This is a genomic window from Euzebya rosea (assembly GCF_003073135.1).
In the GTDB taxonomy this organism is placed as follows: Bacteria; Actinomycetota; Nitriliruptoria; order Euzebyales; family Euzebyaceae; genus Euzebya; species Euzebya rosea.
Map to the genome: position 1 here is coordinate 21,708 of NZ_PGDQ01000007.1, position 12,870 is coordinate 34,577.

Annotated in this window: 8 protein-coding genes; 4 read left to right on the forward strand and 4 right to left on the reverse strand. The window is 69.8% G+C overall.

What is annotated here, in order from left to right; genetic code table 11:
* Nucleotides 1–61 precede the first annotated feature (61 nt).
* The 4 genes from CUC05_RS11125 (at nt 62) to CUC05_RS11140 (ending at nt 7,399) form a co-directional block, all read left to right on the forward strand.
* Nucleotides 62–2,002, forward strand: coding sequence for a M14 family zinc carboxypeptidase (locus CUC05_RS11125; RefSeq protein WP_170127986.1), 1,941 nt, complete (start codon nt 62–64; stop codon nt 2,000–2,002).
* A 152-nt stretch (nt 2,003–2,154) separates the two neighbouring features.
* Nucleotides 2,155–4,083 (forward strand): M14 family zinc carboxypeptidase, encoded by a 1,929-nt coding sequence (locus CUC05_RS11130; RefSeq protein ID WP_108666195.1) that lies wholly within the window; start codon nt 2,155–2,157, stop codon nt 4,081–4,083.
* 27 nt (nt 4,084–4,110) lie between these two features.
* Nucleotides 4,111–5,577: a pyridoxal phosphate-dependent decarboxylase family protein gene (locus CUC05_RS11135; protein ID WP_108666196.1), complete on the forward strand. Its 1,467-nt coding sequence runs from the start codon at nt 4,111–4,113 to the stop codon at nt 5,575–5,577.
* A 91-nt stretch (nt 5,578–5,668) separates the two neighbouring features.
* Entirely contained in the window at nt 5,669–7,399 is a 1,731-nt protein-coding gene (locus CUC05_RS11140; RefSeq protein WP_108666367.1) for a glycerol-3-phosphate dehydrogenase/oxidase, read from the forward strand.
* Between the two features lie 40 nt (nt 7,400–7,439).
* On the opposite strand, the gene CUC05_RS11145 is transcribed toward CUC05_RS11140, so the two are convergent.
* From CUC05_RS11145 to CUC05_RS11160, 4 genes are all read right to left on the reverse strand, one after another.
* Complete coding sequence (locus CUC05_RS11145) at nt 7,440–8,294, reverse strand: carbohydrate ABC transporter permease (protein ID WP_420810903.1); 855 nt, start codon at nt 8,292–8,294, stop codon at nt 7,440–7,442.
* A gap of 119 nt (nt 8,295–8,413) precedes the next feature.
* On the reverse strand, nt 8,414–9,601 hold the full coding sequence (locus CUC05_RS11150) for a carbohydrate ABC transporter permease (RefSeq protein WP_108666197.1): 1,188 nt from the start codon (nt 9,599–9,601) through the stop codon (nt 8,414–8,416).
* A gap of 69 nt (nt 9,602–9,670) precedes the next feature.
* Nucleotides 9,671–11,044: an ABC transporter substrate-binding protein gene (locus CUC05_RS11155; protein WP_108666198.1), complete on the reverse strand. Its 1,374-nt coding sequence runs from the start codon at nt 11,042–11,044 to the stop codon at nt 9,671–9,673.
* Between the two features lie 102 nt (nt 11,045–11,146).
* Entirely contained in the window at nt 11,147–12,841 is a 1,695-nt protein-coding gene (locus CUC05_RS11160; protein ID WP_157965457.1) for an alpha-amylase family glycosyl hydrolase, read from the reverse strand.
* Nucleotides 12,842–12,870: the final 29 nt, after the last annotated feature.

Here is a 12,870-nt window from a genome sequence, read left to right on the forward strand (position 1 = left end):
GGGGTGCTGGGGTCGAACGTGTCCGACAACCCCCATCGTCGGATACCCGGGAGCCATCCCCTTGCATCGTTCCAGTCGCCGCCAGTTCCTCCGCACCGCAGGCCTCACCGCCGGGGCCCTCGGCGTGGGCCTCGCCGGGCCAGCCAGCGCCCTCGGCGCCCTCGACAGCACCGGCACCGACCGTGCCGCCATGCTGGCCGGTGAGCCCCTCCGCATGGCCCGGGTCTGGTTGGCCCCTGACACCGCGCACCTCGTCGACGGCCTCGACGACACCCACCGCTCGTTCGGTGACGGGTCCTACGAGTTCCTGCTGTGGCCCGGAGACCTGGGCCGTCTGCTCCAGACCGGCCTGCGGTTCGAGATCACCGTCGAGGATGTCGTCGCCCGGGACCGTGCCCGGTCCGACTCCAGCGCGGCGCGGACCGTCGACCTGCAGCCCGGTGAGACGGCGACGGGGGAGTACCGCCGCCTGGCCGACTACAACGCCGACATGCAGGCGCTGGCCGACGACAACCCCGGGCTGGTCAAGCTCATCGAGCTGCCCTACAAGTCCATCGAGGAACGGACGGTCTACGGCCTGGAGATCTGCACCGACGTCGACCGCAACGACGGCCGTCCCGTCTTCTACAACGACGGCGTGCACCACGCCCGCGAGTGGCCGGCCGGTGAGGTGCCGATCATGTGGGCCCACGACCTCGTCGAGAGCTACCGCGCTGACGAGGCCGGTGAGGCAGACGCTGCCCAGAAGCGGATCGCCAACCTGGTCCGCAAGGTGCGCAACGTCATCGTCCCGATCGTCAACGTCGACGGCTTCCACTTCTCCCGCGAGTTCCCCGTCGAGGCCGGGACCCACCAGGTCGGCGTCAGCATCCCGATCCTCGGCGGCAACTCCGCGACGGCGGCAGGCAACGGGTTCGGGCAGTACTGGCGCAAGAACCGCCGCCAGCTGACCGACGGTGGGATCGCCCGGGAGCAGAACGCCCCCGACGGCCTGACCGCCTACGGCGTCGACCCCAACCGCAACTACTCCTACCAGTGGGGCGGCAGCGGCTCGTCGAACTCCGAGACCAGCGGCACCTACCGCGGCGAAGCACCGTTCAGCGAGCCGGAGAGCCGCAACGTCCAGTGGGTGCACCAGACCTACCAGTGCCTGACCGAGATCACCCATCACACCTCCGGCGACCTCGTCCTGTGGGCGTGGGGCGACACCTCCGCAGACGCGCCCGACGACGTGCTCCTGGCCCGCCTCGGCATCGCCTCGACGTTCTACAACGGCTACCAGCCGACGAAGTCGATCGACCTGTACGTGACCACGGGGACCTGCTCGGACTACACCTACGGCACGTGGGGGTCCATCAGCTACACCTTCGAGCACGCGGGTGACTCCTTCCACCCGGGGTACGGCACGACGGTCCCGGCGATGTACGCCAAGAACCGCGAGGCGCTGACGTTGCTGGCCGAGGTCGTCTGCCTCGAGCCGGCGGACCGCGGCCTGCTGCGCGACGAGGTGGCCGCCAACGACGGGCTGCGCGACGCCCTCCAGGGCGAGTTCTCCCGTGTCATCGAGGGTCGCCTGTACGAGTACTCCACCGACGCCGACCGCGTGGTCGACCTCGATGCCCGCTACCACTGCGTCCTCACCGGCCGCCTGGTCGACGGCGACGGCAACCCCGTGTCGGGCACGGTGCAGGTCGAGAAGGACTTCAAGAACTTCCTCTGGTTCCTCGGCGGCGGGCAGAACCCGCTGGAGACGAGCCACTGGCCCGAGCAGGGCCTGTGGAGCATCGACGTCGGCGAGGACGGGACGTTCCGCTGGTACGTCAACCCCTCCAGCCGTCCGGCCTACGCCGACGACCCCACGTTCAACGACGAGGAGCTGTACACCGTCACCTTCAGGACGGGAAACGCACCAGCCGCTGGCCAGGCCCGAACGGTGGCCGCTCGCGAGCTGACGTTGCGTCGCGGTCAGGTCCACGACTTCGGCGACGTCGTCGTCGCCTGATCCGATCCCCCACCACGATGGCCGGTCCCCACCGGGGCCGGCTGTCGTCGTTCCGGGATGTTCCTGACCGGATTCGTTGACGCGGAGGAGGAATCCCCGGCCCCCGCGTCGAACTGCTCGGGCACGACCCGTCCAACCCTGGAGAACTGCTCGTGCATCGCTCGTCCCGTCGTCACTTCCTTCGCACCTCAGGCCTCGGTGCTGGTGCGCTCGCCGTCGGCGTCGGCGTCGGCGTCGCCGGCCCGGCCGCGGCCCTCGACGCCCTCGCCACCGACCGGATCGCCACCGCCAGCGAGCTGCCGCTGCAGCTGGCCCGCGTCTGGGTCACCCGCGAGAACGCCCACCTGATCGGCGAGCTCGACGACACCCACAACGTCTTCGACGACGGGTCCGTGGAGATCCTGCTGTGGCCGGGCGACCTGGGACGCCTGATCCTCACGGGCCTGCCCTACGAGATCACCGTCACCGACCTCGCCAAGCGCGACGCCGAGGAGTGGGCGGCAGCCCCTGCACGCTCGGCCACGCTCAAGCCGCAGCCGGGCGAGACCGACGGTGGCTACCGCAACCTCGCCATGCACAACGCCGACATGCAGATGCTGGCCAGCGAGAACCCCGACATCTGCAAGCTCCTCGAGCTGCCGTTCACGTCCCTGCAGGGACGGACCGTCTACGGGCTGGAGATCTGCACCGACGTCGAGCGCAACGACGGCCGGCCCGTCTACTACAACGACGGCGTGCACCACGCCCGCGAGTGGCCGGCGGCCGAGATGCCGATCATGTGGGCCTTCGACCTGATCGACTCCTACCGGCGGGCCACCGGCGAATCGCAGCGCGCCTACTCCTCCAGCGAGCCCGACCCCCAGGACGCCCGCATGCGGGCGATCGTGGAGAAGTGCCGCAACATCATCGTCCCCGTCGTGAACCCCGACGGCTACGACTACTCCCGCACCGGTCCTGCCGGCACCGGCCGTGACGTGGCCGACACCTCGCTGACGGGCCTCGCCCCCGGTGCGTCCATGCAGTACTGGCGCAAGAACATGCGCGGCGCCCGAGTGGCCGGCAGCTCCTTCAACCCCGGCTTCGAGCACCAGATCCCGCAGAACGGCGTGCTGCCCACCACGCCCGGTGCCCTGGGCGTGGACTGCAACCGCAACTACTCCTACCGCTGGGGCGGCAACGGGTCCTCCGCCAGCCTCAACTCCGAGACCTACCGCGGCCACGAGCCGTTCTCCGAGCCGGAGTCCCGCAACGTCCAGTGGATCCACCAGACCTGGCAGTGCGTGGCGGGCATCACCCACCACACCTCCGGCAACCTGGTGCTGTGGGCCTGGGGCGACACCCACGACGACGCCCCCGACGACACGCTGCTGGCACGCATCGGCTTCGCCAGCGGCCACTTCAACGGGTACCGGCCCACCAAGTCCATCGACCTGTACGTCACCACGGGCACCTGCTCGGACTACACCTACGGCACCTTCGGCTCGATCTCCTACACCTTCGAGCACGCCGGATCGAGCTTCCACCCCCGCTACGACAGCGTCGTCCCGCAGTTCTACGCCAACAACCGCGAAGCCCTCATGATGATGGTCGAGCTGGTCTGCTTCGGCAACGAGGACCGGGGCTTCCTGCACCAGGCAATCGCGTCGGACTCCGACCTGGACCTGTACCTCAACAGGCCGTTCCAGGAGGAGATCTCCAACACCGACTACGACTACCGAAACGCGTTCATCGACGTGACGGCACGCCACAACTGCGTGGTGAAGGGCCAGCTGGTCGATGGGCAGGGCAACGGCGTCAAGGGGCTCGTGTCCAACATCAAGGCGTTCCAGAACCCGCTGTCGCCCGGCAACCCGATCAGCCAGGAGACCTGGGGCGAGATGTGGAACTCGACCATCGAGACCGACGAGGACGGCGTCTTCGAGTGGACGGTCTACCCGACCACCCGCCCGGCCCTGGAGTTCGTCGGCCAGGAGGAGCGCGTGACCATCCGGGCGGAACGGCCCGACGGATCGGGCGCCACCGAGCAGCTGGTGTACCTGTCCCGCGGTGACGTGCAGGACCTCGGCACCATCACCGTCTGAGGCAACCACGGGTAGGGTCGGCGCGCGATGAGCACGCCGACCCCACCCCACGACCCCGCCGCCCTGCACTGGTCACCGGAGGAGTTCAGACGACACGGCCACGCCGCCGTCGACTGGCTCGCCGACCACATGGCCGGCATCGCCGACCTCCCCGTCCGCTCGCGCGTCGAGCCCGGGGAGGTCGCCGCGCGTCTGCCCCGCAGCGCCCCCGCGGAGGGGGAACCGTTCGACGCCCTCCTGCAGGACCTCGACGACGTCGTCATGGACGGGATGACCCACTGGCAGCATCCCTCCTTCTTCGCCTACTTCCCCGCCAACGCCAGCCCGCCGTCGATCCTGGCCGACCTGGTCTCCAGCGGCCTCGGCGCACAGGGGATGCTGTGGTCGACCTCGCCGGCCGTCACCGAGGTCGAGACGGTGGTGCTGGACTGGCTGGTCGACGCCCTCGGGCTGCCCGACGCCTTCCGCAGCGACGGGCCTGGGGGAGGGGTCATCCAGGACACGGCGTCCTCGGCCACGCTGTGCGCGCTGCTCGCCGCACGCGAACGGGTCCTCGAGGGCGCCGGCAACCGGGACGGCGCACCTGGCGGGCTGACGGTGTACGCCAGCGCCCACGCGCACTCGTCGTTGGAGAAGGCCGCCCGGGTGGCCGGGCTCGGCTCGGCGGCGCTGCGCAGCGTTGCCACCGACGCCGATCACGGCATGGACCCCGTGGCGCTCGCCGCGGCGATCGACGCCGACCTGGCGGCCGGCCTGCGGCCCGTCATGGTCATGGCGACCGTCGGGACGACCTCATCCACCGCCATCGATCCCGTGGCCGCCATCGCGGAGGTGACGAGCGCCCGCGGGGTGTGGCTGCACGTCGACGGGGCCTTCGGCGGGTCCGCCACCGTCTGCCCCGAGCATCGCGACATGATCACCGGGCTGGACCGGGCCGACAGCTATGTGATGAACCCCCACAAGTGGCTGCTGGTCGGCTTCGACTGCACCGCCTTCTGGGTTCGTGACGCGGCCGCCCTCACTGGCGCCCTCGGGATCCTCCCCGAGTACCTCGCCAACGCCGCCACGGCCAGCGGCGAGGTCATCGACTACCGGGACTGGCACATCCCCCTCGGGCGTCGGTTCCGCTCGCTCAAGCTGTGGTGGGTGCTGCGCACGTACGGCATCGAGGGGTTGCGGGCGCACATCCGCGCCCACGTGGCGATGGCGCAGGAGCTGGCGGGCTGGGTGGCCGAGGGCGACGATTGGGAGCTGGCGGCGCCCCACCCGCTGTCGCTGGTCTGCCTGCGCCACCGTCGCGACGACGACGTCGCCGCCCGGGCCATGGAGGTCGTCAACGCCAGCGGCAGCGCGTTCCTGACCCACACCCGCCTCGACGACCGGTACGTCGTCCGCGTCGCGATCGGGGGTTGGCGCACGTCCCTCGAGGACGTCCGTCGGGCGTGGGACGACCTCGTGGCGGCAGCGCGGCGCATCGAGGGCCGGACGGCCTGATCGGCGGTGTGCAGCGGGGGCTCGTGCGTGCGACCATGCGGGACCGATGGCTGACCTCGTGCCCGCGCCCGTGACCGACCTGCCCGCCCCGATGTCCGGAAGCGCCGACGGTCGCCTGGATCCGGCCCAGCGCGCCAGGGCGCTGCGCACGATGGCCGCACAGCAGCTCGACGTCCTCGTCGTCGGCGGCGGCATCACCGGTGCCGGCACGGCGCTCGACGCGGCCGCACGGGGGCTGTCGGTCGGGCTGGTCGAGGCACGGGACTACGCCGCCGGCACGTCCAGCCGGTCCAGCAAGCTGATCCACGGTGGCCTGCGTTACCTCGAGCAGCTGAACTTCGCGCTGGTCCACGAGGCGCTCCACGAACGCACGTTGATGCTCGACCGGCTGTGCCCCCACCTGGTGCGGCCGATCCCGTTCCTGTACCCGCTGACCAACCGGGTGTGGGAACGCGCCTACGTGGGGGCCGGGATCGCGCTGTACGACGCGATGGCCGGACGCACCGGCATGCCGCGCCACCGCCACCTGACCCGCACCCAGGCGCTGCGCATCGCCCCGTCGCTGCGGGCCGACAAGCTCGTCGGGGCGATCCAGTACCACGACGCCCAGGTCGACGACGCCCGGCACACCCTTGCGGTGGCTCGGACGGCCGCACGTCACGGGGCGGCGATCGCCACCTCGTGCCGGGTCGTGGACTTCGTCACCGAGGGGGAGCGGATCGTGGGTGCGAGGGTGCGCGACCTCGAGGGCGGCGAGGAGTTCGTCGTCCGGGCCCGCCAGGTCATCAACGCCACCGGGGTGTGGACCGACGACGTGCAGGCGTTCGCCGGCCGCGGCCGCATCAAGGTGCGGGCGTCCAAGGGTGTCCACCTCGTCGTGCCGCGCGACCGCATCCACTCCGACGCCGGCTTCATCACCCGGACGGCGTCGTCGGTGCTGTTCGTCATCCCGTGGATGGCCCCGCCGTTCACCCGCCACTGGATCATCGGCACCACCGACACCGAGTGGGACCTCGGCAAGGCGCATCCTGCGGCCAGCTCCGCCGACATCGACTACCTGCTCGGCGAGGCCAACAAGTGGCTCAACATCCCGCTGACCCGGGAGGACGTCGAGGGGGTCTACGCGGGGCTCCGGCCGTTGCTGACCGGCGAGTCGGAAGCCACCTCCAAGCTGTCCCGCGAGCACGCGGTCGTCCAGGGAGTCTCCGGCCTCATCACCGTCGCCGGCGGCAAGTACACGACGTACCGGGTCATGGCCAAGGACGCCATCGACGCGGCCGCCCGCAGCATGAACCGTCGTGTCCCCGAGACCCCGACCGATCGCCTGCCGCTCGTCGGCGCCGACGGCTTCCATGCCACCTGGAACCAGCGCGAACGCCTTGCTGCCGGGTCCGGTCTGCACGTCGCCCGGATCGAGCACCTGCTGCGGCGTTACGGGTCGGAGGTCCCGCGACTCCTCGAGGCGATCGCCGAACGGCCCGAGCTCGGCGCGCCCATCGACGGTGCGGCCGACCACCTGATGGTCGAGGCGTGGTACGCCGCAGCGTGGGAGGGGGCGCTGCACCTCGACGACGTCCTGACGCGTCGCATGCGCATCTCCATCGAGACGTGGGACCGGGGCCTGACCGCGGCGAAGGCCGTCGTCGGGATCGTCGGCGAGGTCCTCGGATGGGACGAGGAAACCCGTGTCCGCGAGCTGTCGCACTACGAGGCGCGGGTCGAGGCCGAACGCGAGTCCCAGACGATGGCCGACGACCACACTGCGGACGCCGCACGCCTCGGTGCCCCGGACGTGCGGACGGGGTTCGCCACGCAGCGTTGACCGGGGGCGGGCCGACGGCGTCGGCCCACCCCCGCTGGGATCAGCCCTTGACCGAGCCTGCGGTCAGGCCACGGACGAAGAACCGCTGCAGGCCGAAGAAGACGGCCAGCGGGATCGTCATGGTGATGAACGCACCGGCGGTCAGCAGGTGCAGCTGTTCACCGAACGTGCCCTGCAGGCCGGCCAGGTAGGTGGTTGCCACCTGCCCCTCGGCGGCGCTGTTCAGCATGATCAGCGCGACGAGGAAGTCGTTCCAGGTCCACAGGAACTGGAAGATCGCGAACGCTGCCAGCGCCGGCACCGACAGCGGGATGATCAGGCGCCAGAACGTCTGGAAGTGTCCCGCCCCGTCGACCTTGGCCGACTCGATGACCTCCTTGGGGAGCGCACCGATGTAGTTGCGCAGCAGGTAGACGGCCAACGGCATGCCGAACCCGGCGTGGGCCAGCCAGATGGCCAGGAAGCTGCCGTTGAGGGTGAAGTTGGACAGCCCGAGCGTGCCCTGCAGGAACGAGTCGATCTGGACCTGCAGCTGGATGATCGGGATGAAGGCCACCTGCAGCGGCACGACGAGCAGCGCGACGAAGAGGATGAACAGCGGCTCGCGCCCCTTGAACTCCATCCACGAGAACGCGTAGGCGGCGAACGCCGCGATGAGGATCGGGATCACGGTCGCCGGGACGGCGACGACGATCGAGTTGACGAACGCCTCGGCCAGCGTCGACCCACCGGACGTGGCGCTGAGCACCTCGCTGTAGTTGCTGAGCTGCAGGCCGCCCTCGGAGAAGACGGTCCACCAGCCGGAGTCGTTGGCGGCCGCGGGGGTCCGCAGCGACGTGACCAGCAGGCCCACGGTGGGCAGCAGCCAGATGGCGACGACGGCGAGCAGGACGATGCGGGTGAACCAGCCGCCGGAGTTCTCCTCGCCGGGGCCCTTCGCGGTGAAGGCCTTGGTGAGGAACCCCGGTGACTTGCTGGGCACCGTGGGGCTGTCGGGGGTGGTGGTTGTGGTACTCACCGTGCAGCCTCCTGTTCGCGGAACCGCTTGACGTTGATCAACATGAACGGGATGGTCGCGAGGACCAGCAGGACGACGAGGACGCCGGCGCTGCCGTAGGCCCCGTTCTCGAAGTTGGTGAAGAACAGGTTGGCGACGACCTGGGTGTCGTCGCGACCGTTGGTCAGGACGCGCACGATGTCGAAGACCTTCAGCACCGTGATGAGGATGGTCGTGAGGACGACCACGATCGTCGAGCGGATCTGCGGGACGACCACACGCCAGAAGATCTGCCACTCGTTGGCACCGTCGATGCGTGCCGCCTCGATGGTGTCCTCGGGGACCGACTTGATCGCCGCCGACAGCAGCACCATCGCGAACCCGGCCTGCAGCCAGATCATGATGACCATCAGGGCGAAGTCGTTGAACGCCTCGCGTTCCAGCCAGGCGATGGGTTCGGCGTTGAAGAGGTTGACGACGATGGCGTTGAGGATGCCGGTCTGCTCGCCGGTGGTCTCGATCGCGTAGACCAGCTGCCAGACGACGGAGGCGCCGACGAAGCTGATCGCCATCGGCATGAAGATCATCGACTTGGAGACGTTCTCGAGCCGTGGCGGCAACCGGTCGGCCAGCACCGCGACCAGCAAGCCGATGGCCACGGCGCCCGACGGCACGACGAGGATCCACAGGACGTTGTTGTAGATGGCTGCCCAGACGGGGCTGTCCCCGGTCAGGGACCCCTCGTCCACCACGTTGATGACGAAGGTGGCGAGCAGGCCGAGGCCGAGGACCGCGAAGGTCCAGGTGCGCATGCGTGCGCCCCGTGCGTCGCCGGGGGGCATGCGGTTGGTGATCCCCACGACGACGCCGATGACGATCGCCGCCACCGCAAGGATGATCGCGATGGGCGGGATGCCGTCCCCGGTGATCGCGTCGGCGTAGTTGTCCAGTCCGACGAACGGTCGTTCGCCGTCGACGAACCGGTCGCCGTAGAAGCTGCGCCTGATGGTGTCGATCATCGGGTACAGCAGGTAGACGGTCACGACGAACAGCGCCGGGAGGATGAAGACGTAGGGACGTACCCGTTCGCCGGCCTCCTTCGGCAGGACCCGTTCGGTGATCAGGTTGCCGACCCAGTAGAACGCCGCGGCCCCACCCACGCCGATGATGATGATGACCAGTGCTCTGAGCAGTGTGCCGCCCATTTGACCCTCCTCGCTCGTGCTCGAGGCCCCGGGCCGGTCTGGTTGACCGGTCCGGGGCCGACCGCCTGGCTAGCCCTCCTTCACCTCGGCATACAGCTCGTCGATGCTGGTGAGGGATTCCTCGAGCTCCTGGTCACCGGAGATCCATTCGGTCATCTCCAGCCAGAACGAACCCTCCTGCGAGCTCGACCCGACATCACCGGGCATCAGGTCGGAACCGTCGAAGCGGAAGAAGTCGGCCTCGGCCAGCAGCGTGCCTGCGGTACGTGCGGACTCCGTCGGGTAGATGGAGGTGTCGAAGCTCGTGAACGGTGACAGGAATCCACCCTGCGCTGCCCATCCTTCGCCGGACTCGGGCGTGGCGAGGAACTCCATGAAGGCCTTCGCCGCCTCGTTGTCGGTGTACAGCGCCGCGATGTCACCGGCGCCCAGGGCGGGCGAGCCGACGGACTCGTCGATCGGCGGCAGGTAGAAGAAGTTGTAGTCCGTCCCGAACTCCGCGTCCGGGTCGTTCTCGGCGATGAAGCCCTCGATGAAGGTGGCCTGGCGGTGCAGGACGCAGTCGCCGTCGGTACCCCCCAGGATCCCGATCACCGAAGTACCGAAGTTCTCGCGGGCGATGTTGGCCCGACCACCGCTGACGAAGTCGTCGTTGGTCCAGATCGGGACGATGTACTCCTCGATGGCGCCCTGCACCTCGGGGGAGGCGAAGGCGAGGTCGCCGGCAACCCACTGGTCGTAGGCGTCCGGACCGATGGTGCGCAGCAGCACGTCCTCGACCCAGTCGGTGGACGGCCACCCGGTTGCGTCGCCGGACTCGATGCCGATGCACCACGGGGCGTAGGTGCCGTCGTCGGCGATCTGCTGGGTCAGGGCCATCATGTCGTCCCAGGTCTCCGGGATCTCGTAGCCCGCTTCCTCGAAGACCGGCTGGTTGTACCAGACGAGGCTCTTGAAGCTGAGTCGCAGCGGCAGGCCGTAGTTGGTGCCGTCGAAGGTCGTCAGGTCGAGCAGGCCGCCGACGAGGTCACCGCGAAGGGCCTCCTCGTCGAGGAAGTCCAGCGGCTGGACCGCGCCCTGGCTGACGAAGTCCTCCAGCAGGCCGGGCTGGGGGTGCAGGATGACGTCCGGCGGCGTGCCGGACCCGATGCGGGTACGGGCCAGCGACTCGAAGTCGTTGGACCCCTCGTCGTTGACCGTCACCCCGGGGTTGGCTTCCTCGAAGGCGTCGATGACGGCGGCAAGGCCGGCGACGTCGGCCTCACCGGTGAAGGCGTGCAGCATCGTCACCTCGCCGCTGAGTTCGCCGTCGCCGCCGGTGTCGCCGCTGGCGTCCCCGGCGTCCTCCGAGGCGTCGCCGCCCCCGTCGTCACCGCCGTTGCATGCCGCCGCGACCATCGCGAGCACCAGGAATAGCGCGGCCAAGAGCTTGTTGCGTGTCATGTGCCTGTCTCCATGTGTTGGGCCAGCGGGCTCGTGGGTTGGGGGGCGGAGCTGGCATCCCGCCCGGGGATGGACGTCAGGGGAGCAGAGGGTCGGATCGCCTCATCGAGCGAACCAGACGCAGGTGTCGCCCGGGACGACGCCGCGGTCGACGGACCGGCGGGACGGATCGGACACCAGCACGACGCGGCGTCCCTCGAGCAACCCGGGAGGAACCGGCAGGTCGGTGTCGGCGAGGTTCAGCACGACCACGGCCTGCCCACGCGAGAACGCGATGGCGTCGGGACCGACGTCGTGCCACTCCAGGTCCAGTCCCCGGAGATCGGTCAGCTTGCGGCGGACGGCGACGGCGTCGCGATACAGGTGCAGGATGGAGCTGGTGTCGGACTCCAGGGCCTCGGCGCTGTGGCTGCCCCAGCCCTCGGGCTGCGGGAGCCAGGGTGCGGCGGATCCCGGTCCGGGGGAGAAGCCATGGCTTCCCGTCGGGGCGACGGTCCACGGAAGGGGGATCCGGCACCCGTCGCGGCCCTTCACCCGACCGCCCGAGCGTTCGTGCACGGGGTCGGTCCTGACCTCGTCGGGCAGGTCGAGCACCTCCGGCAGGCCCAGCTCCTCCCCGGCGTAGAGGAAGACCGATCCGGGGAGCGCGAGCATCGCCAGCGCCGCGGCACGAGCCCGACGCAGTCCGAGGCGTTCGTCGACATGCGCCTCGGACGGCACGATGTTGCTGCGGTGTGCATCGTCGACCTGGGTGGCATCGGCACGGCCGTAGCGAGTGACCGCGCGTTCGACGTCGTGGTTGTTCAGCGTCCATGCCGGATACAGCCCATCGGGTCGCAGCACGTCGAGGGTGTCGTCGATCGCCCGACGCCACGCGTCTGCCCGCCACGCGGCGGTGGTCAGGTCGAAGGCGAAGGCCTGGTGGAACTCGTGGGGGTTGACGTAGTCGGCCAATGCCCCGGGATCGTCGGCGGTCCAGGCCTCGGCCAGCAGCAGGACGTCGCGGTCGTTGGTCCGGTTGTACTCGTCGACCAGCTGTCGCCATCGCCGCCACGCGATGTGACCGTCGGGGTGGTGGGTGAACAGGTGGCTGCCCTTCCCGAACGGCACCTCCGCCCCGTGGTCGGGCAGCCCCTCGGTCTTGCCCAGGAACGTCACCGCGTCGGCGCGGAACCCCTCCACGCCGCGGTCGAACCAGAACCGGAGCATCCGGTCGAACATCTCGGGGACGTCGGGGTGGTGCCAGTTGAGGTCGGGCTGATGGGGGGTGAAGACCCCCAGGTACCACTGCCCCGGACGTCCATCGGGTTCGGTGACGCGAGTCCAGGCCGACCCGCCGAAGATCGCCGTCCAGTCGTTCGGCGGCAGTGCCCCGTCCTCGCCACGTCCGTCGCGGAACCAGAACCGCTCGCGTGCGGCCGCCCCCGGACCGGCGGCCACCGCCTCGCGGAACCACGGGTGGTCGCTGCTGCAGTGGTTGGGGACCACGTCCATCAGCACCCGGATCCCGTACTGGCGGGCCTGCTCGACCAAGTCGTCGAAGATCGCGAGGGTGCCGTAGGCAGGGTCGATGTCGAAGTAGTCGGTGACGTCGTAGCCGTGGTCCCGCTGCGGTGAGGGATAGCAGGGGTTCAGCCAGATCGCGTCGGCCCCGAGGGCGGCGATGTAGGGGAGTCGACTGCGGACGCCCGCCAGGTCACCGATCCCGTCCCCGTCGCTGTCGGCGAAGGACCGGAGGTAGACCTGGTAGGTGACGGCGTGCGCCCACCACGGCATGTCCTCCTGGGGACGGGGCAAGGCCCCACCCTGCGGCTTCGGCTCTGGCA